At 70.4% G+C, this 25090-nt stretch carries 28 protein-coding genes; 8 read left to right on the plus strand and 20 right to left on the minus strand.

The window, feature by feature from the left end; genetic code table 11:
• The first annotated feature begins 125 nt into the window (after positions 1-125).
• The gene (locus CP976_RS10915) at positions 126-1955 is read left to right on the plus strand and encodes an endonuclease/exonuclease/phosphatase family protein (protein ID WP_150480169.1); all 1830 of its coding nucleotides are present in this window, start codon (positions 126-128) and stop codon (positions 1953-1955) included.
• A 58-nt stretch (positions 1956-2013) separates the two neighbouring features.
• Here CP976_RS10915 and CP976_RS10920 read toward each other — a convergent pair whose 3' ends face one another.
• From CP976_RS10920 to CP976_RS42850, 5 genes are all read right to left on the minus strand, one after another.
• Complete coding sequence (locus CP976_RS10920; protein WP_150480170.1) at positions 2014-2700, minus strand: antibiotic biosynthesis monooxygenase; 687 nt, start codon at positions 2698-2700, stop codon at positions 2014-2016.
• Positions 2701-3038: 338 nt separating this feature from the next.
• Positions 3039-3434, minus strand: a complete 396-nt coding sequence (locus CP976_RS10925; RefSeq protein WP_150480171.1) for a DUF3618 domain-containing protein — start codon at positions 3432-3434, stop codon at positions 3039-3041.
• Positions 3431-3850 (minus strand): phage holin family protein, encoded by a 420-nt coding sequence (locus CP976_RS10930; protein WP_150480172.1) that lies wholly within the window; start codon positions 3848-3850, stop codon positions 3431-3433. Before CP976_RS10930 ends, CP976_RS10925 begins: the two co-directional genes overlap by 4 nt.
• A 218-nt stretch (positions 3851-4068) precedes the next feature.
• Entirely contained in the window at positions 4069-4770 is a 702-nt protein-coding gene (locus tag CP976_RS10935) for a hypothetical protein (RefSeq protein WP_150480173.1), read from the minus strand.
• On the minus strand, positions 4767-4916 hold the full coding sequence (locus CP976_RS42850) for a hypothetical protein (RefSeq protein WP_167537320.1): 150 nt from the start codon (positions 4914-4916) through the stop codon (positions 4767-4769). Before CP976_RS42850 ends, CP976_RS10935 begins: the two co-directional genes overlap by 4 nt.
• Positions 4917-5111: 195 nt before the next feature.
• On the opposite strand from CP976_RS42850, the gene dapA reads away from it, so the two are divergent.
• On the plus strand, positions 5112-5996 hold the full coding sequence (gene dapA / locus CP976_RS10940; protein ID WP_167537321.1) for a 4-hydroxy-tetrahydrodipicolinate synthase: 885 nt from the start codon (positions 5112-5114) through the stop codon (positions 5994-5996).
• A gap of 73 nt (positions 5997-6069) precedes the next feature.
• Here the strand turns inward: dapA and CP976_RS10945 are convergent, their stop codons facing one another.
• From CP976_RS10945 to CP976_RS10960, 4 genes are all read right to left on the minus strand, one after another.
• Complete coding sequence (locus CP976_RS10945) at positions 6070-6300, minus strand: hypothetical protein (protein ID WP_150480175.1); 231 nt, start codon at positions 6298-6300, stop codon at positions 6070-6072.
• A gap of 213 nt (positions 6301-6513) precedes the next feature.
• The gene (gene dapD / locus CP976_RS10950) at positions 6514-7503 is read right to left on the minus strand and encodes a 2,3,4,5-tetrahydropyridine-2,6-dicarboxylate N-succinyltransferase (protein WP_150480176.1); all 990 of its coding nucleotides are present in this window, start codon (positions 7501-7503) and stop codon (positions 6514-6516) included.
• A 276-nt stretch (positions 7504-7779) separates the two neighbouring features.
• Positions 7780-8328, minus strand: a complete 549-nt coding sequence (locus CP976_RS10955) for a TetR/AcrR family transcriptional regulator (protein WP_150480177.1) — start codon at positions 8326-8328, stop codon at positions 7780-7782.
• Positions 8328-8648 (minus strand): DMT family transporter, encoded by a 321-nt coding sequence (locus CP976_RS10960; protein ID WP_150480178.1) that lies wholly within the window; start codon positions 8646-8648, stop codon positions 8328-8330. The genes CP976_RS10955 and CP976_RS10960 overlap by 1 nt, the downstream gene beginning before the upstream one ends.
• Positions 8649-8820: 172 nt before the next feature.
• On the opposite strand from CP976_RS10960, the gene CP976_RS10965 reads away from it, so the two are divergent.
• A complete protein-coding gene (locus CP976_RS10965) occupies positions 8821-9660 on the plus strand; it encodes an AbfB domain-containing protein (RefSeq protein ID WP_150480179.1) in 840 nt (279 codons plus the stop codon).
• Between the two features lie 56 nt (positions 9661-9716).
• On the opposite strand, the gene CP976_RS10970 is transcribed toward CP976_RS10965, so the two are convergent.
• The 8 genes from CP976_RS10970 to CP976_RS11005 are packed head-to-tail and all read right to left on the minus strand — an operon-like array spanning position 9717 to position 16274.
• Complete coding sequence (locus CP976_RS10970) at positions 9717-10049, minus strand: metal-sulfur cluster assembly factor (RefSeq protein WP_031143572.1); 333 nt, start codon at positions 10047-10049, stop codon at positions 9717-9719.
• A complete protein-coding gene (sufU, locus tag CP976_RS10975; RefSeq protein WP_059419772.1) occupies positions 10046-10516 on the minus strand; it encodes a Fe-S cluster assembly sulfur transfer protein SufU in 471 nt (156 codons plus the stop codon). Before sufU ends, CP976_RS10970 begins: the two co-directional genes overlap by 4 nt.
• Positions 10517-10531: 15 nt before the next feature.
• Entirely contained in the window at positions 10532-11788 is a 1257-nt protein-coding gene (locus CP976_RS10980) for a cysteine desulfurase (protein ID WP_150480180.1), read from the minus strand.
• On the minus strand, positions 11785-12549 hold the full coding sequence (sufC, locus tag CP976_RS10985) for a Fe-S cluster assembly ATPase SufC (protein WP_150480181.1): 765 nt from the start codon (positions 12547-12549) through the stop codon (positions 11785-11787). The genes CP976_RS10980 and sufC overlap by 4 nt, the downstream gene beginning before the upstream one ends.
• 7 nt (positions 12550-12556) lie before the next feature.
• Complete coding sequence (locus tag CP976_RS10990; protein ID WP_086846035.1) at positions 12557-12874, minus strand: non-heme iron oxygenase ferredoxin subunit; 318 nt, start codon at positions 12872-12874, stop codon at positions 12557-12559.
• A complete protein-coding gene (gene sufD, locus CP976_RS10995; protein ID WP_150480182.1) occupies positions 12871-14055 on the minus strand; it encodes a Fe-S cluster assembly protein SufD in 1185 nt (394 codons plus the stop codon). Before sufD ends, CP976_RS10990 begins: the two co-directional genes overlap by 4 nt.
• 57 nt (positions 14056-14112) lie before the next feature.
• Entirely contained in the window at positions 14113-15534 is a 1422-nt protein-coding gene (gene sufB, locus CP976_RS11000) for a Fe-S cluster assembly protein SufB (RefSeq protein ID WP_150480183.1), read from the minus strand.
• Positions 15531-16274, minus strand: coding sequence for a helix-turn-helix transcriptional regulator (locus tag CP976_RS11005; RefSeq protein WP_150480184.1), 744 nt, complete (start codon positions 16272-16274; stop codon positions 15531-15533). Before CP976_RS11005 ends, sufB begins: the two co-directional genes overlap by 4 nt.
• Positions 16275-16434: 160 nt before the next feature.
• Here CP976_RS11005 and CP976_RS11010 point away from each other — a divergent pair, with 160 nt between their 5' ends.
• From CP976_RS11010 to CP976_RS11025, 4 genes are read left to right on the plus strand one after another with little or no spacing between them, the layout of a single operon-like run.
• Positions 16435-17247, plus strand: coding sequence for an AAC(3) family N-acetyltransferase (locus CP976_RS11010; RefSeq protein ID WP_150480185.1), 813 nt, complete (start codon positions 16435-16437; stop codon positions 17245-17247).
• Positions 17248-17278: 31 nt separating this feature from the next.
• Positions 17279-18202 carry an ABC transporter ATP-binding protein gene (locus CP976_RS11015; RefSeq protein ID WP_150480186.1) on the plus strand — a complete coding sequence of 308 codons (924 nt, stop codon included), beginning with the start codon at positions 17279-17281 and terminating at the stop codon, positions 18200-18202.
• Between the two features lie 50 nt (positions 18203-18252).
• The gene (locus CP976_RS11020; protein WP_150485304.1) at positions 18253-18969 is read left to right on the plus strand and encodes an ABC transporter permease; all 717 of its coding nucleotides are present in this window, start codon (positions 18253-18255) and stop codon (positions 18967-18969) included.
• Positions 18970-19015: 46 nt separating this feature from the next.
• The gene (locus tag CP976_RS11025) at positions 19016-20023 is read left to right on the plus strand and encodes a COX15/CtaA family protein (RefSeq protein ID WP_150480187.1); all 1008 of its coding nucleotides are present in this window, start codon (positions 19016-19018) and stop codon (positions 20021-20023) included.
• Between the two features lie 18 nt (positions 20024-20041).
• On the opposite strand, the gene CP976_RS11030 is transcribed toward CP976_RS11025, so the two are convergent.
• The 3 genes from CP976_RS11030 to CP976_RS11040 all read right to left on the minus strand — a co-directional run bounded on the left by CP976_RS11030 (position 20042) and on the right by CP976_RS11040 (position 22616).
• Positions 20042-21148, minus strand: a complete 1107-nt coding sequence (locus tag CP976_RS11030; RefSeq protein ID WP_150480188.1) for an amidohydrolase family protein — start codon at positions 21146-21148, stop codon at positions 20042-20044.
• A 148-nt stretch (positions 21149-21296) separates the two neighbouring features.
• The gene (locus CP976_RS11035; protein ID WP_150480189.1) at positions 21297-21629 is read right to left on the minus strand and encodes a hypothetical protein; all 333 of its coding nucleotides are present in this window, start codon (positions 21627-21629) and stop codon (positions 21297-21299) included.
• A 69-nt stretch (positions 21630-21698) separates the two neighbouring features.
• Positions 21699-22616, minus strand: a complete 918-nt coding sequence (locus CP976_RS11040) for a heme o synthase (protein WP_190146940.1) — start codon at positions 22614-22616, stop codon at positions 21699-21701.
• A gap of 383 nt (positions 22617-22999) precedes the next feature.
• Between CP976_RS11040 and tkt the strand changes: the two genes are divergently transcribed.
• On the plus strand, positions 23000-25087 hold the full coding sequence (tkt, locus tag CP976_RS11050) for a transketolase (protein WP_150480191.1): 2088 nt from the start codon (positions 23000-23002) through the stop codon (positions 25085-25087).
• The last annotated feature ends 3 nt before the right edge of the window (positions 25088-25090 follow it).

The following is a 25090-nucleotide window of genomic DNA, read 5'->3' on the forward strand; positions in this document are numbered from 1 at the left end:
CCCCACCAGACCCGCCCGTCCACCGCCCGCTACGCGCGTCACACCGCCCGCCCCACAGGTAGCGGCAGACAGTCCACGCACCACCCTCGTCCCGGCGCCCTGTCACGTCCCCGGAGGGAACCCCGTTGCCGAGCAAGTCGTCCGCGCGCCTCGCCGCGCTCACCGTCGCCGCCGTGTGCTCCGCGGCATCCACGATCGTCCTCACCACTCCCGCACACGCGGACTCGGTCCGCATCCATGACATCCAGGGCAACACCCGGATATCGCCGTTCGCCGGCAAGCAGGTCACGGACGTGACCGGAATCGTCACCGGCATCCGTACCTACGGCTCGTCCCGCGGCTTCTGGATCCAGGACCCGAACCCGGACGCCGACCCGGCGACCAGCGAAGGCGTCTTCGTCTTCACCAGCTCGACGCCGAAGGGGGTCGCCGTCGGCGACTCCGTCACGGTCAGCGGCACCGTCTCGGAATACGTCCCGGGCGGCACCGCCTCCGGCAACCAGTCCCTGACGGAGATCACCAAGCCGACGACCACGGTCGTCTCCAGCGGCAACCGGCTCCCCGCCGCCACGACGGTCGACGCGAGGTCGGTCCCCGCCGCCTACGCGCCGGCCGGTGACGCGGCAGCGAACGGCTCGGTCAACGCCCTGCCCCTCAAGCCCGCGAAGTACGCCCTGGACCGCTACGAGGCGCTGGAGGGCATGACCGTCCGCGTCACCGACACCCGTGTCGTGGGCGCCACCGACCCGTACACCGAACTCTGGGTGACGGTGAAGCCGCACGAGAACCGCAGCCGCAACGGCGGCACGGTCTACGGCTCCTACGACGCCCAGAACACCGGCCGCCTCCAGATCCAGTCCCTCGGCGCGACGGCGGACTTCCCGAAGGCGAACGTCGGTGACACGCTCACCGGCACGACGGCGGGCCCGCTGGACTACAACCAGTTCGGCGGCTACACCCTGGTCGCGAGCGAACTCGGCACGCTCAAGTCCGCGGACCTGAAGCGAGAGACGACGCGCAAGCAGCGCTCCTCGGAACTCGCGGTCGCCACCTACAACGTCGAGAACCTCGACCCGACCGACGACACCTTCGCCGAGCACGCGTCCGCGATCGTGAACAACCTGAAGTCGCCGGACATCGTGTCCCTGGAGGAGATCCAGGACAACAACGGCGCGACGAACGACGGTACGGTCGCCGCCGACCAGACCATGACCAAGCTGATCGACGCGATCGTCGCGGCCGGCGGTCCGGCGTACGACTGGCGCTCGATCGACCCGGCCGACAAGGCCGACGGCGGTGAGCCCGGCGGCAACATCCGCCAGGCGTTCCTGTTCAACCCGGAGCGGGTCTCCTTCACGGACCGCGCGGGCGGCGACGCCACGACGGCGACCGGCGTGACGAAGATCCGCGGCAAGGCGCACCTGACGCTCAGCCCCGGCCGGATCGCCCCCGCCGACGAGGCCTGGAAGAACAGCCGCAAGCCGCTGGCCGGCGAGTTCGTCTTCCGCGGCCGCACGGTCTTCGTGATCGCCAACCACTTCAACTCCAAGGGCGGCGACCAGGGCCTGACCTCCCAGTACCAGCCGCCGGCGCGCAGCTCCGAGACGCAGCGCCACCAGCAGGCCACGCTGGTGAACGCCTTCGCCAAGGACATCCTCGACACCGAGAAGAACGCGGACGTCGTCGTGCTCGGCGACATCAACGACTTCGAGTTCTCCGACACCACCAGGAAGCTCGAGGGCCGGGGCGAACTCTGGTCGGCGATCAAGTCGCTGCCCAGGAGCGAGCGTTACTCGTACGTCTACCAGGGCAACAGCCAGGTCCTCGACCAGATCCTGATCAGCCCGTCGATCCGCCGCGACTGCGACTTCGAGTACGACAGCGTGCACGTCAACGCGGAGTTCAACGACCAGATCAGCGACCACGACCCGCAGGTCCTGCGCTTCCGGCCGTAATCCGTCGGCCGTGTGGCCGGCCGGCCCAGAGCGTCCGGCCGGCCCCGCGGCACCGCACTCACCCGGGCACGAGCCCCAGGGCATGCCGGTACCGGCTCCCGCTCGACCCCTTCACCCCCGGGTAGGTCCGCACCCGCTCCCACGTGTCGGTCCTGGGGGCCGCCAAGGCCTCGTCATAGGCCTGGTCGCTCTCCCACTCGGCGTAGTTGAGCACGTGCCCGCCATCGGCACTCAGATGGAAATGAGCGGAGATCAGCCCGGCGTTCCCCTCGGGATCGGCACCCAGGGCCTTGAGCACGAGATCGACCCACTCCTCCCGCCGCTCCCCGGCCCCTTCCTCGAAGTCGACCCGCACGGTGACGATCACCCCCGGCTCCCGTACGTCCCCGACGGCCCGTTCGAGGCCGCCGTACCGCCGGTACCGCCCGATCCCCACCCTCTCGATCCCCGGCACGGCGGTGTCGATCTCGTCGACCCGCTCCTGCCGATGAGTCTTGACGAAGGCCTCGTACGCCTGCTCGCTGCTCCACTGCGAGTAGTGCATCAGCGTGGACCCGTCGTGCCCCACGTAGACGTGGTACCCCAGCAGATCACCGGTGGGCCACGGCCGCCGCTCCCACGTCCGCCCGATCGCCTCCACGGTCTGCCGTTGCCGCTCGGGTGTACCGACCCGCCAGGTACTGAAGAAGGGAGCACCGACCCGGATGTCGGTGAGGTCGGGGTGCTGCTCGGTTCGAGGGCTCATTGAACACTCCAGTCGTATGCGCCGGTTGCCTGCGCACCCCACCTTTCAACCTCGACCATGCTTGAGGTCAAGCGACGGGTATCGCAGGGGCCGGCGCTTCCGGGTGCTCAACGTCTGCGCTGGGGCGGGTGGGTGCGCAGCCCGGCGGAGCGGGGTGCCGCTGCGCCCACCCGCGCAGCTCTTAGCGGCACGACCGCCCGCAGCGGTTGGCGCGTCAACGGACAGTCAGCCGGTGTCCGACCCCATCGCACCGTTCCGAGGTCGGGCACCCCCCGGCGCGGCCCGACCCACCACCACCGCGGCAGGCGCAAACGGCCCGCCTGCCGCTGGCGCATCCCTCAGCGATACCAGCGCTGCCAGCGATGCCCGCGAGTCACCTGCTGCCGTCGCCGCACCACCTCGACAGCGACGACCGCGGCCCCCGCAGCCGCCCCGGCGACCAGCACCGGCTTCGGATGCCGCATCCCGGCCTGGACGACATCGCGCACCGGCCGCGGCCCCGCATGCGTCGCCTTGTCGTGCACCGTGTGCCCGGCCTGCGCGGCGCTGCTCCGCAACTGCACCGTCATCGCCCCGGCCTTGTCCCGCAGATCGGCGGCCCGAGCCCGCGCACGCCCCTTCACGTCCGCCTTCCCCGCCAACTCCTCCACGGTGTTGCCGAGTTCACTACGGGTCCGCTGGATCTGCTGCCGCAGTTCATCGGGCCCCTTGGCCCCACCCGTCGCATCCGTCATCGATGTGCCCTTTCCCTGATCTCCTCGACGTCGGCCCTGACACTGCCGAGCGCCTCCTCAGGCGTGGGAGGCGTGGCCCGGCGCAACTGGCTCCGGCCGGCAGCGGCCAGCACGGCCGCGATCACGAACAGCACCCCTGTCACGATGAGCGCCGCGGCCCAGACGGGAAGCACCAGCGAGAGGGCTGCGACACCCGTCCCGGCCAGCGCGAGCAGCCCGGCGTAGGCGACGGCACCCGCCGCACCGAGCAGCCCACCGCCACGCCCCGCACGCCGGCCCTTCTCGGCCAGCTCTTCCTTCGCAAGAGCCACTTCCTGCCGGACGAGCCGGGAGAGCTGCTCCGAGGCCTGTGAGACGAGCTCGCCCACGGAGTGGCGCTCGTCGTGCACGGCCCGATGATCGATGGTCCCGGTCACGGTGTTCCGCCTCCTCTCGAAGTAGGAAGCCCCGAGTACCCGGCCCACCCCCGCTACCCCTGCCTACCGCCCCCTGCCCCTGCCTGCGGCCCCGCTACCCCTGCTTGCCGCCCCCGCCACCCAGCCCGGCCGGCATCCGCACACCCGCCCTGGGCGGCACCGGCGGGAACGCCACGGCCTCGCCGCACCTCAGCCCAGCCCTTCCCCGCCCGGCCCGGCTACCCCGCCGCCCCGCCCCCACCACGACCACCACGCTCGCCACCCTCACCGAGCCACGCCAACTGAGCCTGGAACACGTCCAGCCGCGCCTGCAACAACGCGGCCTCCGCGGCAAGTTCGGGCACCCCCACCCCCTGGGCCGCCGCCGGCCCCGCCGGCGCGCTACCACCCCCGGCCACGACCCGCAACCCGTCCCCCGCCAGCCGCGCGAACCCGGCCGGCGACAAGGACGGCCGCCCCCGCAGACACTCCCCGCAGCAGGGCGCCAACGCCCGCCACCCCGGCCGCCCCCATCCGGCCTCGCCCAGCGCGGCGGCCCCGGCACCGCACGCACACGCCCCCAGGGTCATGACGCGCACCCGCTGCCGGGCGTACCGAAACCCACGCTCGAAGCGGATGTAGACACCGAGAACGGAGACCTCCAACAGCACGGCCGCGCGGTGCTCGGCCGTGCACAGCAATGCCTCCGCCGCCCGCCGGTCATGCACGCAGTGGAACCCGCAGTCGCAGCGCCGGTGCGGCGCCCGGTGCCGCAGCCCGTACACACACGCCGCCTCCGCCACCACTTCGTACGGGAGCGCGCCGCCCAGCGACACACCGGTGAACCCGGCCCGGGTGCCGTCCTGGGACAGCACCGGGTGGGCGATCTTGTATCCGGTCGGCGGCTCCGTCGGACGCTCCGTCGGAAGCCGCAGCCTCATCGGGCGACCGGGACCTCATCCAGCGCGGGCTCCTCGACATCCCGGAGGCCGTGGAGTCCCTGGAGCTCGGGGAGTTCGATCTCCTCGTCCCGGGCCTGCGGCCGCTCCTCCGCGATCCCGGTGGCCAGTGCCTTGCCCAGCTTCATGACGCCTCCATGAAATGCCGTCGCCGACCGTCCTGGCCATGGTGACCCACAAGGCCCTGGTTTGGACATAGGGCACTCCCCGGGCACCCGACCGGCATTCCCCCGCACCCACGAGACAACCGGAAAGCATTCCTTACGAGTACCGGGCAGAAGAATTAACTGGAGCTACACAGTCACGCTGCCGACACTACTCACATGACGCCCCTCTTCGGCCGCGCCCTGTGCGCCATGATCACCCCGTTCACGACGTCCGGAGCACTGGACCTCGACGGTGCCCAACGCCACGCCGCGCACCTGGTCGCCCAGGGCTGCGACGGCCTCGTCCTTTCCGGCACGACGGGCGAGTCACCGACCACCACGGACGCCGAGAAGTCAGCCCTGATCGCAGCCGTCCGCGAGGCCGTGGGCGATCAGGCGTCGATCGTCGCGGGCATCGGCACATCAGACACCCGTCACACCGTGGACCTGGCCAGGGAGGCCGAAAAGGCAGGCGCGGACGGCCTGTTAGTGGTGGCCCCCTACTACAGCAGGCCCCCGCAGGACGCGATCGAGGCCCACTTCCGCGAGATCGCCGACGCGAGCGAACTCCCGCTCATGCTCTACGACATCCCGTTCCGCACCGGCGTCCGAGTCGAACCGGAGACGATCCTCCGCCTCTCCGCACACCCGAGGATCGTCGCGGTCAAGGACTGCTCCCACGACTTCCTGGCCGCCCAGAAGGTGCTGGCCCGCACGGACCTGGCGTACTACGCGGGCAGCGACGAACACAACCTCGCGCTGTACGCGGTGGGCGGGGCCGGTTACGTCAGCACGGTGTCGAACGTGATCCCGGACCGGCTGCGAGCCGTTCTGGACGCCTTCGACGCGGGCGACACGGCACAGGCGGCCCGCCTCCAGCAGCAGGCCACCCCTCTCATCGAGGCGCTGATGTCGGCAGGCCTCCCGGGCACCGTCACGACGAAGGCGCTCCTCACCGCCCTGGGCCTCCCCGCGGGCCCGGTCCGCGCTCCCCTGCGGCCCGCGCCCGACAAGACGACCGGCGAACTCCTGTCGCTCCACAAGGTCCTGACCACGACCTGACCAAACGGAAACGGCCCGGGCCCCGTACCGCACACACTCGCGGTACGGGGCCCGGGCCCGTCGAAGTGCCGGCTCAGTTCCAGGCGTACCCGTCGCCGAACAGCAGCGTGTGCTCCAGCACGTCCTCCGCCGGGTCGTCGACCTGGCCGACGTTGACGTTGACCAGCCCCACCCGGTGGCCGTTGTGCGAGTCCGTGTTGGTCTCGTCGGCGTGCGCGGCCCCCGCCGGAAGCCAGCACACCACCAGCGCCGTGACCGCCCCGGCCAGACAGCGCGCCACGGCCCGCCCCCGCTCGTTCCTCATGCCCCGGTCCTCGTTTCATCGGTTCGGCTTCTGATCGGACACGGCGTCCGCCCGTTCATCGGACCCTGCGCCCACCCGTTCATCTGCAAAAACCATCCCGAGGTCACGCCGGGTAACTCGTACGGGGCCCGTCCGGAGAGCCGATGACACACGAAGCGCCCTTCCCGGCCGTCCTCGGACCTGGGAAGGGCGCTCGGTGACGACCGACGCCGGTCAGTTGTGGCTGTGCAGGATCTCGTTCAGCCCGCCCCACACCGCGTTGTTCGGCCGGGCCTCGACGGTGCCGGTGACCGAGTTGCGGCGGAAGAGGATGTTGGAGGCGCCGGACAGCTCGCGGGCCTTCACGATCTGGCCGTCGGGCATGGTGACGCGGGTGCCGGCGGTGACGTAGAGGCCGGCCTCGACGACGCACTCGTCGCCGAGGGCGATACCGACGCCCGCCTCGGCGCCGATCAGGCAGCGCTCGCCGATGGAGATGATGACGTTGCCGCCGCCGGACAGCGTGCCCATGGTCGAGGCGCCGCCGCCGATGTCCGAGCCGTCGCCGATCACGACGCCGGCCGAGATACGGCCCTCGACCATCGACGTGCCGAGCGTGCCGGCGTTGAAGTTGACGAAGCCCTCGTGCATGACGGTGGTGCCCTCGGCGAGGTGGGCGCCGAGGCGGACCCGGTCGGCGTCGGCGATCCGGACGCCCTTGGGGGCCACGTAGTCGGTCATGCGGGGGAACTTGTCGACGGAGGTGACCTGGAGGTGCAGGCCCTCGGCGCGGGCGTTCAGCCGGACCTTCTCCAGGTCGTCGACGGCGACCGGGCCGAGCGAGGTCCAGGCGACGTTGGCGAGGAAGCCGAAAATGCCCTCCATGCTCTGGCCGTGTGGCTTGACCAGGCGGTGGGAGAGCAGGTGCAGGCGCAGGTAGACGTCGTGCGCGTCGATCGGCTTCTCGTCGAGCGAGGCGATGACCGTGCGGACCGCGACCACCTCGACGCCCCGGCGGGCGTCCGGGCCGATCGCCGCGGTCGCGCCGCCGCCGAGCAGCTCGGCGGCCTGCTCGGCGGAGAGCCGCTCGGTGCCGGACGGACCGGGCTCGGCGGCCAGTTCAGGAGCGGGGAACCAGGTGTCGAGGACGGTGCCGTCGGCGGCGACCGTGGCGAGGCCGGCGGCCACGGCGCCGGTGGTGCGAGGAGCAGTCGTGTCGGTCATGAGGGCAACCTAACCGGCGGACGGCGGTCGATGCGAACCGGTGCGGGGGCGTCTCACGTGCCGGGCGGTACGTCCCGCCGCTGGTCGGCGGCGCGCGGCGACGCCCCGCCATCGGGGTCACTCCCGCAGCCCGACAGCCGCCCCGCCGTCGGTGGCACTTCCGCGCTCCTTCCCCACGACGCCCCCGCCATCGGGGTCACTCCCGCAGCCCGACAGCCGCTCCGCCGTCGGTGGCACTTCCGCGCTCCGTCCCCGCGACGACCCGCCCACCGACTGTTACTCCCGCGCTCCCGCGACGACCCGCCCCAGCACCTCCCGGGCATACGCCTCGTCGTACGGCACCCCGGTCAGCAGCACCTGGAGACAGACGCCGTCGACGACCGCCACCAGGGCCCGCGCGGTCACCGGATCCGTACGCCGGGACAGCAGCTCGGCGAGCCCCTCGGCCCACTCGGCGGCGACGGGCCGCAGCGCGGGGCGGCGCAGGGCGGCGAGGTAGAGCTCGTACTCCAGCTCGACACCCGTGCGGTCGCCCGCGAGCCACTCCCCCATCCACGCGGCGAGTTCGGCGGCCAGATCGGTATGGGGATCCTCCAGCGCGCCGCGCCCGGCGACGATCTTGGCGAAGCCCTCGTTGGCCTGCCGCAGGGCAGCGACCAGCAGTTCGTCGAGGGTCTTGAAGTGGTACGTCGTCGAGCCGAGCGGCACATCGGCCTCAGCGGCGGCGGTGCGGTGGCTCAGCCCGGCGATGCCCTTCGCCCCGACGACCCGGATCGCCGCGTCGATGATCCGCTGCCGCCGCTCGGGGTCGTAGCGGCGGGGCATCAGTGGGCACCTCCCAGGTTCAGCACCACGACCCCGATGATGATCAGCGCGATCCCGGCGGCCTTGGCGACGCTCATGCCCTCCCCCAGGAAGACGATCCCGATCGTGGCGATGGCCGCGGTGCCGACGCCGGCCCAGATCGCGTAGGCCGTTCCCACGGAGACGGTCTTCAGCGTCTGCGCGAGCAGCGCGAAGGAGACGAGGTAGCCGAGGAGCGTGAGCAGCGAGGGCCCGAGCCGGCTGAAACCGTCGCTGTACTTCATGGCGGTGGTCGCGCCCACCTCGGCGGTGATGGCCGCGGCCAGCAGCAGATAACCCATATGTACGAGCGTACACAACACCTGTACACCCGTACACAACGAGAGAAGAGATACCGCTTTCAACAAACGCCTCACAGGGGTCCCACTGATCCACTACGGTGTCACCCCGATCACACACCGGGCGACCACAACTGCACCGCCGTCAAGGGAGCCCGCCGGAGGAAACAAGAGCATGCCGAAAGACAAGTCCCGGCCCCCACTGGACCGCCCGTGGGAGAGCGGCTGGGCCCCGGACACCACCCGGGCACCAGGAACCCGACGGCTCTGGCTGGCGGGTGCCCTCGCCGTGGCCACGGTCACCGCGTGCGTCACGGCCGTCACCGTGCTGGAGAACGAGCCCGGCGAGCCGGCCCGCGAGGCGGCGGAACCGACCACGCTCGGCAGCTCGGCACCGGGCGGTCTGATCTCCTTCGCGACTCCCTCCAAGGGCGCCGGCGAAACGCGGGGCACGGACGGCGGCCGCCCGTCCCCCACTCCCACCCCCACCACGAGCGCACCCACCAGCGCCGACCCGAGCCCGGAGCCGCAGAAGAAGACCCCCAAGCCCACGCCGCCCCACGGCACGTCGAAGCCCCCGAAGCCCCCGGCCTCGCACGGCATATCCATACGCTCGGTCAACTACCCCGACCGCTACTGGCGTGTCCGCGACGGCTACGTGCGCCTGGATCAGATCGGCTCCGGACCCGAGCAGCGCGAGGACGCCACTTTCGAGCGCGTCTCCGGCCTCGCCGACTCCTCCTGTTCCTCCTTCACCACGGCGGACGGCCGCTACCTCCGCCACCGCAGCTTCGTCCTGGTCGAGGACACCGACGACGGCTCCGCCCTGTTCCGCAAGGACGCCACCTTCTGCCCGCGCCCCTCGGCCGCGTCGGGCGCGGTCATGCTGGAGTCCGTGAACTATCCGGGCCGCTTCCTGCGCCACCGCAACTTCCAGCTCCGCCTCGAGCCGTACCAGCACGACGGCCTGTACCGCGCGGACTCGGCGTTCCGGCTGGTGGCCGGGCTGGACTGAACACGCGAAAGGGCGGCACCCCGGGAGGATGCCGCCCTTTCGTCAGTCAGTGGAGCTCAGACGTTGAACCCGAGCGCCCGCAGCTGCTCCCGACCATCGTCCGTGATCTTGTCGGGGCCCCACGGCGGCATCCAGACCCAGTTGATGCGCAGCTCGTTGACGAGGCCGTCCGTGGCGGACTTGGCCTGGTCCTCGATGACGTCCGTCAGCGGACAGGCCGCCGAGGTCAGGGTCATGTCGAGCGTCGCGATGTTCGCTTCGTCGATGTGGATGCCGTAGATCAGGCCGAGGTTGACGACGTCGATGCCCAGCTCGGGGTCGACGACGTCGTACAGCGCCTCACGGACCTCTTCCTCCGAGGCCGGCTTCATCTCAACGGTCTCGCTCATGCCGTCGTCTCCTTCTCGGCGTCGGCGCCGCCCAGCACCTGGGCCGTCGCGTCCTTCCAGGCCATCCAGCTCAGCAGGGCGCACTTCACCCGGGCCGGGTACTTGGACACCCCGGCGAACGCGACCGCGTCCTCCAGGATCTCCTCCATAGCGTCGTCGGGTTCGAGCTTCCCCTTGGACTGCATCAGCTCCAGGAAGGTCTCCTGGATCTTCCGCGCGTCGGAGAAGTCCTTGCCGACGAGGAGTTCGTTCAGTACGGAGGCCGAGGCCTGGCTGATGGAGCAGCCCTGGCCCTCGTACGAGACGTCCTCGATCTTCGTTCCGTCGTACTTCACGCGCAGTGTGATCTCGTCACCGCACGTCGGGTTGACGTGGTGCACCTCGGCGTCGCCATCCCGCAAGCCCCGCCCGTGCGGGTTCTTGTAGTGGTCCAGGATGACTTCCTGGTACATGGAGTCCAGTTTCACCGTTCAGCACGCCCTTCAGCCGAAGAAGTTCCGTACGTGCTCCAGGCCGTCGACCAGCGCGTCGATCTCGGCCGGCGTGGAGTACAGATAGAACGACGCTCGCGTGGTCGCAGGAATTCCGTACCGCAGGCAGACCGGCCGCGCGCAGTGGTGGCCGACCCGGACCGCGATGCCCTGTTCGTCGAGGACCTGGCCCACGTCGTGCGGGTGGATGTCCCCCAGGGTGAAGGAGATCGCGGCGCCGCGCTCCTCGGCCGTCGTCGGGCCGATGATGCGCAGGTCGGGGACCTCCAGCAGCCGCTTCACCGCGTACTCGGTGAGCGCGTGCTCATGGGCGAGGATCTTGTCCATGCCGATCGAGTTGAGGTAGTCGATCGCCGCGCCGAGACCGACCGCCTGGGCGACCGGCGGGGTGCCCGCCTCGAACTTGTGGGGCGCCGGGGCGTAGGTCGAGGAGTGCATCGACACTGTCTCGATCATCTCGCCGCCGCCGAGGAAGGGCGGCAGGTCCTCCAGGAGCTCCTGGCGGCCCCACAGAACGCCGATACCCGTCGGGCCGCACATCTTGTGGCCGGTGAAGGCCACGAAGTCGGCCTGGAGGGCCTGCACGTCCAGCGGCATGTGCGGCGCGGCCTGAGAGGCGTCGATGCAGACGAGCGCGCCGACCTCCTGGGCGCGGCGCACTATCGCCTCCACCGGGTTCTGGGTGCCCAGGATGTTGGAGACCAGCACGAAGGAGACGATCTTCGTCTTCTCGTTGATGACCTCGTCGATGTTGGACAGGTCCAGGCGGCCGTCGTCGGTCAGGCCGAACCACTTCAGCTTCGCGCCCGTGCGCTGCGCGAGCAGCTGCCACGGCACGATGTTGGAGTGGTGCTCCATCTCCGTGATGACGATCTCGGTGTCGGAGTCCACGCGGTAGGGCTCGTCGGCCCAGCCCAGCATGTTCGCCACGAGGTTGAGCGACTCCGAGGCGTTCTTGGTGAAGATCACCTCGTTGCGCGACGGCGCGTTGATGAACTCCGCGACCTTGTCACGCGCGCCCTCGTACAGCGCCGTGGCCTCCTCGGCGAGGACGTGCACGCCACGATGGACGTTGGCGTTGTAGCGCTCGTAGTACTCGTTGAGGGCGTCCAGCACCTGACGCGGCTTCTGGCTGGTCGCCGCGTTGTCCAGGTACACGAGCTTCTTACCGTCGTGGACCTGTCGGTCCAGGATGGGGAAGTCCTTGCGGAGCGCCTCTGTGTCGAGGAGGCCCGGCAGCTGTGTCACGCGGATGCGCCACCCTTCGTGTATGCCTCGTAGCCCTCTTCCTCCAGCTTGTCGGCGAGCTCGGCACCGCCGGACTCGACGATCCGGCCGCCGGAGAAGACGTGCACGTGGTCGGGCTTGATGTAGCGGAGGATGCGCGTGTAGTGCGTGATCAGCAGGGTGCCGACCTCGCCCGTCTCACGGACGCGGTTCACACCCTCCGACACGACGCGCAGAGCGTCGACGTCCAGGCCGGAGTCGGTCTCGTCGAGGACCGCGATCTTCGGCTTGAGCAGCTCCAGCTGGAGGATCTCGTGGCGCTTCTTCTCACCGCCGGAGAAGCCCTCGTTGACGTTGCGCTCGGCGAAGGACGGGTCGATGTTGAGGCGCTCCATGGCCTCCTTGACCTCCTTCACCCACGTGCGCAGCTTGGGGGCCTCGCCGCGGATGGCGGTGGCGGAGGTGCGCAGGAAGTTCGACACGGAGACACCCGGGACCTCGACCGGGTACTGCATCGCGAGGAACAGACCGGCGCGGGCGCGCTCGTCGACGGACATCTCCAGGACGTCCTCGCCGTCGAGCGTGACGGTGCCGCCGGTGATGGTGTACTTCGGGTGTCCCGCGAGGGAGTAGGCGAGGGTCGACTTGCCCGAGCCGTTGGGGCCCATGATGGCGTGCGTCTCGCCCTGCTTCACGGTGAGGTCGACACCCTTGAGGATTTCCTTCGTGCCGTTCTCGACCTCGACGGTGACGTGCAGGTCTCGGATTTCAAGCGTAGCCATGGGTGCCTCAGGACTCCTGGGTGAGGGAGACGAGCACGTCGTCCCCTTCGATCTTTACGGGGTATACGGGGACGGGGCGCGTCGCGGGAAGGGCGTCGGGCTTGCCGGAGCGGAGGTCGAAGCGCGAGCCGTGCAGCCAGCACTCGATGTGGCAGTCGTCGACCTCGCCCTCCGCGAGGGAGACGTTCGCGTGCGAGCAGATGTCGTGGATCGCGAACACCTCGCCCTCGGTCTGCACGATGGACACGGGCGTGCCGTCGAGTTCCACCCGCTTCGGGGTGTCCTCCTCCAGCTCACCGAGTCCACAGGCGCGTACGAAGGTCATCCGACCGCGGCCTCCAGCTCCTCCTCGATCTTGGCGATCAGGCGCTCCTCGATGTCGGGGAGGCCGATCTGCTGGACCAGCTCGGCGAAGAAGCCGCGGACCACCAGGCGGCGGGCCTCGTGCTCCGGGATACCGCGGGCCATGAGGTAGAAGAGCTGCTCGTCGTCGAAGCGGCCGGTGGCCGAGGCGTGACCGGCGCCGACGATCTCGCCGGTCTCGATCTCGAGGTTCGGTACGGAGTCCACGCGCGCCCCGTCCGTGAGGACCAGGTTGCGGTTCATCTCGTACGTGTCCGTGCCCTCGGCCGCGGCCTCGATGAGCACGTCGCCGATCCACACCGCGTGCGCGTCGTCGCCCTGGAGCGCGCCCTTGTAGACGACGTTCGACTTGCAGTGCGGGACGTTGTGGTCGACCAGGAGGCGGTGCTCCTGGTGCTGGCCCCGGTCCGTGAAGTACAGGCCGAACAGCTCGGCCTCGCCGCCGGGGCCGGCGTACCGCACGCGCGGGTGGAGCCGGACGACGTCGCCGCCGAAGGTGACGACGACCGACTTGAAGGAGGCGTCGCGGCCGACGAGCGCGTTGTGCTGGGCGACGTGGACGGCCTTGTCGTCCCAGTCCTGGACGCAGACGACGGTCAGCTTCGCGCCGTCGCCCAGGAGGTAGTCGACGTTGGCGGCGAGCACCGCGTCACCGGTGTGGTCGATGACCACGACGGCTTCGGCGAAGGCGCCCAGCTCGATCACCTGGTGGCCGAAGGCGGTGCCACCCTCGCCGTGCACCGCGATGCGGATCGGCTCCGTGAGGACGGTCTCCTTCGGCACGGTCACGACCGAGGCCTTCTCGAAGGCCGAGTAGGCCTGGGCGGCGACACGGTCCACCGGGGTGCCCGCCTTGCCGAGCCGCGCGTCGTCGCGGCCGACGGCCTCGACGGTGACGCCCTCGGGTGCCTGGACGTCGACCTTCACGCCGTTGCCGTTGGCGACGGCGGTGCCGTCGTGCAGGCCGCGCAGGCGCTCCAGCGGGGTGAACCGCCACTCCTCCTCACGGCCGTGCGGGACAGGGAAGTCCGCCACGTCGAAGGAGGGGGGCGCGCTCATGCGGGTGGCGACGGTCGACTCGGCCGCCACCGCGATCGAGCCGGTGGTGGTGGAACCCACCGGGATGTTCTGAGCCTCAGCCATGGCTGTCGTAGTGCTCGCTTTCCGTTACGTAAGGGCTTGATGGGACTGCGGTGGGCGTCAGCCGACCGCGCCTTCCATCTGCAGCTCGATCAGCCGGTTGAGCTCCAGCGCGTACTCCATGGGGAGCTCCTTGGCGATGGGCTCGACGAAGCCGCGCACGATCATCGCCATCGCCTCGAACTCACTCAGACCGCGGCTCATCAGGTAGAAGAGCTGGTCCTCGGAGACCTTGGAGACGGTGGCCTCGTGGCCCATGGACACGTCGTCCTCGCGGACGTCCACGTAGGGGTAGGTGTCCGAGCGGGAGATCGTGTCGACCAGCAGCGCGTCACAGAGCACGTTCGACTTGGAGCCCGCGGCGCCCTCGCCGATCTCGATGAGACCGCGGTAGGACGTACGGCCGCCACCGCGCGCGACGGACTTCGACACGATGTTGGACGACGTGTTCGGCGCCATGTGGACCATCTTGGCGCCCGCGTCCTGGTGCTGGCCCTCGCCGGCGAAGGCGATGGACAGCGTCTCGCCCTTGGCGTGCTCGCCCATCAGGTAGACGGCCGGGTACTTCATCGTCACCTTGGAGCCGATGTTGCCGTCGACCCACTCCATGGTCGCGCCCTCGTAGGCCACGGCACGCTTGGTGACCAGGTTGTAGACGTTGTTCGACCAGTTCTGGATGGTCGTGTAGCGGCAGCGGGCGTTCTTCTTGACGATGATCTCGACGACCGCGGAGTGCAGCGAGTCCGACTTGTAGATCGGGGCGGTGCAGCCCTCGACGTAGTGCACGTAGGCACCCTCGTCGACGATGATCAGCGTCCGCTCGAACTGGCCCATGTTCTCCGTGTTGATACGGAAGTAGGCCTGGAGCGGGATCTCCACGTGGACGCCCGGCGGCACGTAGATGAAGGAGCCGCCCGACCACACGGCGGAGTTCAGCGACGCGAACTTGTTGTCGCCGACGGGGATGACGGTCCCGAAGTACTCCTTGAAGAGCTCCGGGTGCTCCTTCAGGGCCGTGTCGGTGTCGAGGAAGATCACGCCCTGCTCCTCCAGGTCCTCACGGATCTGGTGGTAGACGACCTCCGACTCGTACTGCGCGGCGACACCGGCGACGAGGCGGTTCTTCTCGGCCTCCGGGATGCCCAGCTTGTCGTACGTGTTCTTGATGTCCTCGGGCAGGTCCTCCCAGGAGGCCGCCTGCTTCTCCGTGGAGCGCACGAAGTACTTGATGTTGTCGAAGTCGATCCCCGACAGGTCCGAGCCCCAGTTCGGCATGGGCTTCTTCTCGAAGAGGCGCAGGCCCTTGAGGCGGAGCTTGGTCATCCACTCCGGCTCGTTCTTCTTGGCGGAGATGTCGCGGACGACGTCCTCGTTGATGCCGCGCTTGGCAGAGGCGCCGGCCTTGTCGGAGTCGGCCCAGCCGTATTCGTACTTGCCCAGGCCCTCGAGCTCAGGGTGGGCAGTCTCCGTGGGGAGAGTCATGCGGGGTTCCTCCCGGCCGTGCTTGCAGATGCGTTGTGGGAAATCTTGGGGATGAACGTCGTGCAGACGCCGTCGCCGTGCGCGATGGTGGCGAGCCGCTGTACGTGTGTACCGAGCAGCTCGGCGAAAAATTCCGTCTCCGCCTCGCACAACTGCGGGAACTGCTCGGCGACGTGGGCGACCGGGCAGTGGTGCTGGCAGAGCTGCTCACCCTTCTGAGGGTGGGGCGCGCTGCGCGCCGTAGCAGCGTACCCGTCCACGCTGAGCGCCTTGGCCAGCGCTTCCGTCCGCTGCTCGGGCGCGGCGGCTTCGACCGCCTTGCGGTACGCGCCCGCCTGCGCGGCGATCCTGGCGCGGGCGAAGGCGGCGATCGCCTCGTTCCCGCCCTCGCGGTCGGCGATCCAGCGCAGCGCGTCCGCCGCCAGCTTGTCGTACGACTGGTCGAAGGCGTCCCGGCCGCAGTCGGTCAGGGCGAACACCTTGGCCGGCCGGCCTCGGGTGCGCGCGCCGTAGACCCGCTGCTCGCGCGCCTCCACGACACCGTCGCCCGCGAGGGCGTCGAGGTGCCGGCGCACGGCCGCCTGGGTGAGGCCCAGCCGCTCGGCGAGCTCGGCGACGGTCGACGGCCCGTGGTCCAGGATGGACCGCGCGACTCGGTTGCGGGTGGACCGCTCCCCGGTCGCGAGCTCCTCCTGAGGGGACCCCGTGGGGTTCTCCCGAGCTTCGCCGACGTTTTTCACAACGCCATTGTTGCGTAATTCATCGGGGCCGGGCAAGCGGCGTCCGGCCAACTGGAGGTGCCCTGCGTCACTTAGGTAAAGCTAACCTGACCTGCGGAAACGATCTCTGATCGATCAAACCGGTGGCATGCCGATGCCGCTTCGGGGACACTCCCGAAGCATGTCCACACCCCCTCCGACCGGCCCTCTTGTCACCCGGGACGCCCTGCGCACGCAGCTGTCCGAGCTGGGTGTGCGCCCAGGTGAGACCCTCCTCGCGCACTCCTCGCTCAGCTCCCTCGGCTGGGTCAACGGCGGGGCCGTCGCGGTCGTGCAGGGACTGCTCGACGCGCTCGGCCCGGAGGGCACGCTGGTGGTTCCGACGCAGACCGGCAACCTCTCCGACCCGGCCCTGTGGGGCAACCCGCCCCTGCCCCCGGAATGGTGGGCGGCCATCCGCGCCACGATGCCCGCCTACGACCCCCGGATCACCCCCGCGCGCGGGGTCGGGGTCGTCCCGGAGACCGTGCGCACCTGGCCCGGCGCGCTGCGCAGCGCCCATCCCCAGACCTCGTTCGCGGCCGTCGGCCCGCGCGCGGCGGAGGTGGTCGAGGGCCACGCGCCCGACTGCCGCCTCGGCGAGCGCAGCCCGCTCGCGAAGCTGGAGGCCATGGGCGCCCGGGTCCTGCTGCTCGGCGCCGGCTACGCCTCCTGCACCAGCTTCCACCTCGCCGAGTACCGGATACCGTCCCCGCGCGTCGCCGTGGGCCGGCCGGGCCCCGGGGGCTGGGAGACCGTGACCGAGGTGTCGATCAGCTCGGACCGTTTCGACGAGCTGGGCTACGACTTCGAGCGGGACCGTCCCGTCGTACGCGGAAAGGTCGGGGCGGCCGAGGCGCGGCTGTTCCCGGTGGCGGACGCGGTGGCCTACGCGGAACAGTGGCTGCCGGTCCACCGCCCCCGTGAGGAGGAGTTCCCGCACCCGCCGGTCTGAGCCGCGGTACACGAACCTAGACTCTGGACCCATGCGAAGTGAGCCCGTGGTCCAGGTCCAGGCCCTGGTGAAGCGGTACGGCACGAAGACCGCGGTGGACGGGCTGGACCTGGTGGCCCGGGAGGGCGTGACCGCCGTGCTCGGCCCCAACGGGGCGGGCAAGACGACCACGGTCGAGACCTGCGAGGGGTACCGGAAGCCGGACTCCGGCACGGTGCGCGTCCTGGGCCTCGACCCGGTCGGACAGTCCCGGGACCTGCGGCCCCGCATCGGCGTGATGCTCCAGTCCGGCGGCGTCTACTCGGGCTCCCGCGCCGACGAGATGCTCCGCCACGTGGCCAAGCTGCACGCCCACCCCCTCGACGTGGACGCGCTCATCGAACGCCTCGGGCTCGGCTCCTGCGGCCGTACGACGTACCGGCGGCTGTCGGGCGGGCAGCAGCAGCGGCTCGCCCTCGCGATGGCCGTGGTCGGGCGCCCGGAGCTGGTGTTCCTGGACGAGCCGACCGCCGGGCTCGACCCGCAGGCCCGCCGCGCCGCCTGGGACCTGGTCCGGGACCTGCGCGACGACGGTGTCTCCGTGATCCTCACCACCCACTACATGGACGAGGCCGAGCAGCTCGCCGACGACGTGGCGATCATCGACGCGGGCCGGGTCATCGCCCAGGGCTCCCCGGAGGAGCTGTGCCGCGGCGGTGCCGAGAACACGCTCCGCTTCTCCGGCCGTCCCGGGCTGGACGTCGGCTCGCTGCTGAAGGCCCTGCCCGCCGACTGCTCGGCCGCCGAACTGACGCCGGGTTCGTACCGCGTCGTCGGCAAGATCGACCCGCAACTGCTCGCGACGGTCACCTCCTGGTGCGCCCAGCACGGCGTGATGCCGGAGAAGATCTCGGTGGAGCGGCACACCCTGGAGGACGTCTTCTTGGAGCTCACCGGTAAGGAGCTGCGTTCGTGACCGCCACCGGCACCTATGCGCCGAAGCCGGGGGCCGCGCCGCTCCCCCGCATGATCGCGGCTCAGGCCGCGCTCGAGACGAAGATGCTGCTGCGCAACGGCGAGCAGCTGCTGCTGACCGTCGTCATCCCGACCCTGCTCCTGGTGCTCTTCAGCACCGTGGACATCGTCGACACGGGCGCCGGCGAGGCCGTCGACTTCCTCGCCCCCGGCATCCTCGCGCTCGCGGTGATGTCGACGGCGTTCACCGGGCAGGCGATCGCGACCGGCTTCGAGCGCCGCTACGGCGTCCTGAAGCGGCTCGCCTCCTCGCCTCTGCCGCGCTGGGGCCTGATGACGGCGAAGACGCTGTCCGTCCTGGTCACCGAGGTTCTCCAGGTGGTCCTGCTGACGGTGATCGCCTTCGCGCTCGGCTGGTCGCCGCAGGGCAACCCGTTCGCCGTCCTGCTGCTCCTGATCCTCGGTACGGCGGCCTTCTCGGGCCTCGGTCTGCTGATGGCCGGGACGCTGAAGGCCGAGGCGACGCTCGCCGCCGCCAACCTGGTGTTCCTGCTGCTGCTCGTCGGCGGCGGGGTGATCGTGCCGCTCGACAAGTTCCCCCCCGCCGCGCAGGACGTGCTCGGCCTGCTGCCCATCTCGGCCCTGTCCGACGGCCTGCGGGACGTGCTCCAGCACGGGGCCGGGATGCCCTGGGCCGACCTGGGGATCCTGGGCGTCTGGGCGGTCGTGGGGCTGGCGGCGGCCGGACGGTTCTTCCGCTGGGAGTGAGGCCAAGACGGACCCTCGTGAAAGCGTGCACAAGCGGCGTCCTACGATGGGTCGCGTGCCAAAAGTGACCCCCGCCGACGCCAGGGCGGCCCTGCGCAACCCCCTCGCCTTCATCGCCGAGCGCTGGACCCCGGAACCCCGGACGGTCCAGCGCGCGGCCCTCTCCGCGATCGTGATGTCGGTGCTCATCGTGGTCACCGGCGGAGCCGTACGGCTGACCGGCTCGGGCCTCGGCTGCCCGACCTGGCCCAAGTGCACCGCCGACTCGCTCACCGCGACCAGCGCGATGGGCGTCCACGGCGCCATCGAGTTCGGCAACCGCATGCTGGCGTACGTGCTGAGCGCCGCCGTCGGCTGGGCGATCATCGCCGCGCGCTCCCAGAAGCCGCACCGGCGCAGCCTGACCCGGCTGGGCTGGGCGCAGTTCTGGATCGTGATGAGCAACGCGGTGCTCGGCGGCATCGTGGTGCTGGTCGGGCTCAATCCGTACACGGTCGCGGCGCACTTCGTGGCGACGTCCGCGCTCATCGCGGTGGCCACGGTGATGTGGCAGCGCACCCGTGAGGGCGACACACCGCCGCGCCCGCTGGTCGGCAAGGCCGTGCGGCAGCTGGTGTGGTTCCTGGTCGCCGCCGCCGTGCTGCTCATCCTGGTCGGCACGGTGGTCACGGGCGCGGGCCCGCACGCCGGCGACTCCAGCGAGGTCGAGCGGATGCCGGTCGACTGGGAGACGGTGAGCAAGCTGCACGCCGTGCTGGCGTGGATCGTGGTGACGCTGACGTTCGCCCTGTGGTTCGTCCTCAAGGCGGTCGACGCGCCGCGCGGCCCGCTGAACCGCACCCGCGAACTGTTTCTGATCCTGCTCGCGCAGGGCGTCATCGGCTACGTCCAGTACTTCACGGACCTGCCCGAGGTCCTGGTCGGCCTGCACATGTTCGGCTCGGCCGTGATGTGGATCTGGGTGCTGCGGGTGGTGCTGTCGCTGCGCGAACGGCCGGAGGTCGTGGCCGACGTGCCCGGTCCCGCCCCCGAGGCGACCCTGACCAAGGCCTAGAAGCCGCCCTGCCAGGGTTCAGCCGAGCCCGTACACCCGGCGCGCGTTCTCCGACGCCAGCATCCCCGCCACCCGCTGCGCGTCGGCCAGGCACCACGCGCCCTCGGCGACCCAGGTGCCGAGCACCCGGCCGAGCGCCTCGCGGAACAGCCGGGCACCCACCACATGCAGCTCGGGCAGCCCCTGGGCGCCGGTGGAGAAGAGGATCTTGCCGAAGGGGGCCAGCTCCAGGATCTCCGCGAGGACGGTCGCGGCGCGGGCGCCGGTGCGGACCAGGGCGGCGCCGGAGTCGACGTGGACGTGCGGGAAGACACCGGCCAGGTGGGCGGCGTGCCGGTGGTACGGGTAGCCGTTCAGCAGGACGAGGTCCGTGCCGAGACCGGCCGTGGCCCGTACGAAGTCCGTCAGCAGCACCGGATCCGTACGGTCGATCCGCAGGCCCGGCGCGCCGAGCCCCGCGTGGAGCTGGAGCGGCAGCCCCGAGGCGACGGCGCTCCACAGCAGATGCCGCAGCAGCACGGGGTCGCTCAGCTCCCCGCCGACGCCCCGCCCCGCGAGCCAGCGGCCGACGGCCCCCCGCACCTCCCCCGGCCCGGGCGGCTCCGGCGCGAGCGCGAGGCCGTGCCGTACACCCGCGACCGACGTGAAGGCGACGGCGTTCGCGGCGGCTGCGTGCACGGACTCGGCGAGGTTGGCGAGGAAGGACTCGACGGTCCCGGAGGTGTCGGCGACCTGCTCGGCGAGCAGCTCCAGCCGTACGATCTCGCGGGCCTCGGCGGCTCCGGCGGAGGCCAGTTCGCCGGGTTCGGTCAGATCACCGGGCAGGCCCGTGTCGACCAGGTAGGTCGTGATGCCGCTGCCGCGCAGGAGCCGGCGGCCGGACTCCAGGACGCCCAGTTCACGGCGGCGGGCCAGGTAGCGGGCGGGCGTGCAGTGCGGTTCGAGGCCGAGCAGGGGTGGGCACCAGCGCCGCACGGCGAAGCCGGTCTGGGTGTCGAAGAGGGTGGTGCCGGGGGCGGGTGGGCCCTCGGTGCGGGAGAGGTGGGCCTCGAAGGTGCCGAGGCCCAGCTCCGTGCGGAGTACTCCGTGGCAGTACTGGTCCACTAGGGACGGCGTTTCGATCATCCGGGCTCCCCGGTGTGGACCCTGTTGTTCCTAAGGGTCCTAACGGGTGAACCGGGTTGAGGTCGCGGTCCCGGTGGGGGGTGCGGGTGTTCTGGCGGCCGCGGGTCGTGTGTGGCTGGTCGCGCCGTTCCCCGCGCCCCCAAGAAGGTCAGTTGTTCTTGGGGCCGCCCACCTGGATGCCCGCCATGCGTGACCACTCGTAGCGGCCCGTCTTGACCTTGGCGGCGAATTCGCCGTCGAAGGACTCGTGGGTCGTGATGCCGGACTTCTCCACGGCCTTCTCGGCGATCTCGTGGGACGGGGCCACCAGGTCGCCCCAGTTGCCGTCCTCGCCGACCAGGACGATGCGGGCGCCGCGTTCGCCGAGGTAGGCGACCTGGCCCTCGGCGCCGCCGTGGGCCTTGGAGAAGGAGCTGATCTGCTTGGCGAGCCGGGCCGCCTTGCGCTCGGCCTTCGGGTCAACCTGCTGCGTGTCTGCCATGGCAGGGATGCTACTCACGGGTAGATCGACTGGCGAGAGCAGGGCGCTGTGACGTACGTCAGCGCTGTGTCAGCGCAGGAAGGGGTCGACCGCGACGGCCACGAACAGCAGCGAGACGTACGTGATCGACCAGTGGAACAGGCGCATCTCCTTCAGCTTCGCGCCCGTCACCTCCGCCTTCGCGCGGTTCTGGAGGCCGTGCGCCTCCCAGAGCCAGAAGCCGCCCGCCAGCAGGGCCACCGCCGTGTAGAACCAGCCGGTGTAGCCGAGCGGGGTCAGCAGCAGCGAGACGGCGACCATGACCCAGCTGTAGATCACGATCTGCTTGGCGACGACCTTGTTGGAGGCGACCACCGGCAGCATCGGCACGCCCACGCGCGCGTAGTCCTCCTTGACCTTCATGGACAGCGGCCAGTAGTGCGGCGGCGTCCAGAAGAACATGACGAGGAACAGGATGATCGGCGCCCACGACATGGAGTTCGTGACCGAGGACCAGCCGATCAGCACGGGCAGGCAGCCGGCGATGCCGCCCCACACGATGTTCTGCGAGGTACGGCGCTTGAGGATCATCGTGTAGACGACGACGTAGAAGAGGAGCGCGCCGAGGGCGAGCCAGGCGCTCAGCCAGTTCACGGTGAGGCCGAACAGCAGCGTCGAGGCGATGGCCAGGGTGATGCCGAAGGCGAGGCACTCGCGCGGGCTGACCATGCCGGTGACCAGCGGCCGCTGCGAGGTGCGGTCCATCAGGGCGTCGATGTCGCGGTCGATGTACATGTTGAGCGCGTTGGCGCCGCCCGCGGACATGTAACCGCCGACGCAGGTCAGCAGCACCAGCGTCAGGTCGGGCACGCCCTGCTGCGCCAGGAACATCACCGGGACGGTGGTGATCAGCAGCAGCTCGATGATCCGCGGCTTGGTGAGAGCCACGAACGCCTTGACACGGGCCCCGAACGGCCGGTGGGCCGGGCTCTGGTCCGCCCCTAGCATCCCCGCTGGACGGGATTCAACGGCCGTCACGCACACCCCTACAGAGACATCCCAGCAAGCCTCACCCGTGTGAAGTCCCGGTAAAGGCTCGCGCGTACCACGCCACTTTAGACGTTGCCCAGAGTCGGACATTCGCGGGGGTCGGCTCGTGTTGGAGGGCGGCTTCGGAAGGGCGTGCGGAAGCTCGATTGAGCACCCGGATGAGCGGCTCCGTATTCACCTGTCGAATGGGATACGCCCCAGTCAGGAGGCGGATCGAAACGTGTCCCGGCACTCTGGAGTGACTCGAAAGAACGCACGTCCCACGGGGGTAGGCTCGGCTGCGGCCGGTGGACGCCCCGATACACCGGCATCCGACATGTGGAGAGGAGCCCTGACACAGGGTGAGCACCAAGCCGACCACAACAGACCTCGAGTGGACCGAGTTGGACCAGCGGGCCGTCGACACCGCGCGTGTCCTGGCCGCCGATGCCGTACAGAAGGTCGGTAACGGCCATCCGGGTACGGCGATGAGTCTCGCGCCTGCCGCCTACACCCTCTTCCAGAAGGTGATGCGGCACGACCCGGCGGACGCCGACTGGGTCGGGCGGGACCGCTTCGTGCTGTCCGCCGGCCACTCGTCCCTGACCCTCTACACCCAGCTGTACCTGGCCGGTTTCGGCCTGGAGCTGGACGATCTGAAGTCCTTCCGCACCTGGGGCTCGAAGACGCCGGGTCACCCCGAGTACGGGCACACGACCGGTGTGGAGACGACGACCGGCCCGCTCGGGCAGGGTGTCGCCAACGCGGTGGGCATGGCGATGGCCGCCCGCTACGAGCGCGGTCTGTTCGACCCGGAGGCCCCCGAGGGCGAGTCCCCCTTCGACCACTTCATCTACTGCATCGCCGGTGACGGCTGCCTCCAGGAGGGCATCTCCGCCGAGGCCTCGTCGCTGGCGGGCCACCAGAAGCTCGGCAACCTGATCCTGCTGTGGGACGACAACCACATCTCGATCGAGGGCGACACCGAGACGGCCGTCTCCGAGGACACCGCCAAGCGGTACGAGGCCTACGGCTGGCACGTGCAGCGGGTGGAGCCGCAGGAGAACGGCGACCTGGACCCGGCCGCGATCTTCGAGGCGGTCCAGAAGGCCAAGGCCGTCACGGACAGGCCGTCGTTCATCGCGATGCGCTCGGTCATCGCCTGGCCGGCCCCGAACGCGCAGAACACCGAGGCCGCCCACGGCTCGGCACTGGGCGAGGACGAGGTCGCCGCGACCAAGCGGGTCCTGGGCTTCGACCCGGAGCAGAGCTTCGAGGTCGCCGACGAGGTCATCACGCACACCCGCAAGGCGCTGGAGCGGGGCCAGGCGGCCCGCGCGGTGTGGGAGAAGGCGTACCAGCAGTGGCGGGACAACAACCCCGAGCGCGCCGCCGAGTACGACCGGGTCGCCAAGGGTGAGCTGCCCACCGGCTGGGAGGAGAAGATCCCGGTCTTCGAGGTCGGCAAGGGCGTGGCCACGCGTGCCGCCTCCGGCAAGGTCCTCCAGGCCCTCGGCGCGGTCGTTCCCGAGCTGTGGGGCGGCTCGGCCGACCTGGCCGGCTCCAACAACACCACGATCGACAAGACCAGCTCCTTCCTCCCGGCGGACAACCCGCTGCCGGAGGCGGACCCGTACGGCCGCACGATCCACTTCGGTATCCGCGAGCACGCGATGGCCGCCGAGATGAACGGCATCGCGCTGCACGGCAACACCCGGATCTACGGCGGCACGTTCCTGGTCTTCTCCGACTACATGCGCAACGCGGTGCGGCTGTCGGCGCTGATGCACCTGCCGGTGACGTACGTGTGGACGCACGACTCCATCGGCCTGGGCGAGGACGGCCCGACCCACCAGCCGGTCGAGCACCTGGCCGCGCTGCGCGCCATCCCGGGCCTGAACATCGTGCGCCCGGCGGACGCCAACGAGACGGCCATCGCCTGGCGCGAGATCCTGGGGCGCTGGACGAAGGAGTTCGGCAAGGGCCAGCCGCACGGTCTGGCGCTGACCCGTCAGGGTGTGCCGACCTACGAGCCCAACGACGATGCCGCCAAGGGCGGTTACGTCCTGTTCGAGGCCGACGGCGGCGAGCCCGAGGTCATCCTGATCGCCACCGGCTCCGAGGTGCACGTCGCCGTCGAGGCGCGCGAGCAGCTCCAGGGCGCCGGCGTGCCCACCCGCGTGGTGTCCATGCCGTCGGTCGAGTGGTTCGAGCAGCAGGACCAGGGGTACCGGGACAGCGTCCTGCCGCCGTCCGTCCGGGCCCGTGTCGCGGTGGAGGCCGGTATCGGTCTCACCTGGCACAAGTACGTGGGCGACGCCGGCCGCATCGTTTCCCTGGAGCACTTCGGTGCTTCGGCCGACGGCAAGGTCCTCTTCCGCGAGTTCGGCTTCACTCCCGAGAACGTGGCCGCCGCCGCGCGGGAATCGATCGCCGCAGCTCAGCGCTGACGC

It is taken from the genome of Streptomyces coeruleorubidus (assembly GCF_008705135.1).
Taxonomy (GTDB): domain Bacteria; phylum Actinomycetota; class Actinomycetes; order Streptomycetales; family Streptomycetaceae; genus Streptomyces; species Streptomyces coeruleofuscus.

Coding starts and splice junctions, on each gene's coding strand:
- CP976_RS10935 (WP_150480173.1), bottom strand. CDS start 4,770: ATGAGGCTGCGGCTTCCGACGGAGCGTCCGACGGAGCCGCCGACCGGA.
- CP976_RS10920 (WP_150480170.1), bottom strand. CDS start 2,700: ATGAGCCCTCGAACCGAGCAGCACCCCGACCTCACCGACATCCGGGTC.
- CP976_RS42850 (WP_167537320.1), bottom strand. CDS start 4,916: ATGAAGCTGGGCAAGGCACTGGCCACCGGGATCGCGGAGGAGCGGCCG.
- CP976_RS10965 (WP_150480179.1), top strand. CDS start 8,821: ATGCCGAAAGACAAGTCCCGGCCCCCACTGGACCGCCCGTGGGAGAGC.
- sufC (WP_150480181.1), bottom strand. CDS start 12,549: ATGGCTACGCTTGAAATCCGAGACCTGCACGTCACCGTCGAGGTCGAG.
- CP976_RS10945 (WP_150480175.1), bottom strand. CDS start 6,300: ATGAGGAACGAGCGGGGGCGGGCCGTGGCGCGCTGTCTGGCCGGGGCG.
- CP976_RS11035 (WP_150480189.1), bottom strand. CDS start 21,629: ATGGCAGACACGCAGCAGGTTGACCCGAAGGCCGAGCGCAAGGCGGCC.
- CP976_RS11020 (WP_150485304.1), top strand. CDS start 18,253: ATGATCGCGGCTCAGGCCGCGCTCGAGACGAAGATGCTGCTGCGCAAC.
- CP976_RS10990 (WP_086846035.1), bottom strand. CDS start 12,874: ATGACCTTCGTACGCGCCTGTGGACTCGGTGAGCTGGAGGAGGACACC.
- CP976_RS10970 (WP_031143572.1), bottom strand. CDS start 10,049: ATGAGCGAGACCGTTGAGATGAAGCCGGCCTCGGAGGAAGAGGTCCGT.
- dapD (WP_150480176.1), bottom strand. CDS start 7,503: ATGACCGACACGACTGCTCCTCGCACCACCGGCGCCGTGGCCGCCGGC.
- CP976_RS10955 (WP_150480177.1), bottom strand. CDS start 8,328: ATGCCCCGCCGCTACGACCCCGAGCGGCGGCAGCGGATCATCGACGCG.
- dapA (WP_167537321.1), top strand. CDS start 5,112: ATGACGCCCCTCTTCGGCCGCGCCCTGTGCGCCATGATCACCCCGTTC.
- CP976_RS10960 (WP_150480178.1), bottom strand. CDS start 8,648: ATGGGTTATCTGCTGCTGGCCGCGGCCATCACCGCCGAGGTGGGCGCG.
- CP976_RS11010 (WP_150480185.1), top strand. CDS start 16,435: ATGTCCACACCCCCTCCGACCGGCCCTCTTGTCACCCGGGACGCCCTG.
- sufD (WP_150480182.1), bottom strand. CDS start 14,055: ATGGCTGAGGCTCAGAACATCCCGGTGGGTTCCACCACCACCGGCTCG.
- CP976_RS11015 (WP_150480186.1), top strand. CDS start 17,279: ATGCGAAGTGAGCCCGTGGTCCAGGTCCAGGCCCTGGTGAAGCGGTAC.
- CP976_RS10925 (WP_150480171.1), bottom strand. CDS start 3,434: ATGACGGATGCGACGGGTGGGGCCAAGGGGCCCGATGAACTGCGGCAG.
- sufB (WP_150480183.1), bottom strand. CDS start 15,534: ATGACTCTCCCCACGGAGACTGCCCACCCTGAGCTCGAGGGCCTGGGC.
- CP976_RS11040 (WP_190146940.1), bottom strand. CDS start 22,616: ATGCTAGGGGCGGACCAGAGCCCGGCCCACCGGCCGTTCGGGGCCCGT.
- CP976_RS11030 (WP_150480188.1), bottom strand. CDS start 21,148: ATGATCGAAACGCCGTCCCTAGTGGACCAGTACTGCCACGGAGTACTC.
- CP976_RS11025 (WP_150480187.1), top strand. CDS start 19,016: ATGGGTCGCGTGCCAAAAGTGACCCCCGCCGACGCCAGGGCGGCCCTG.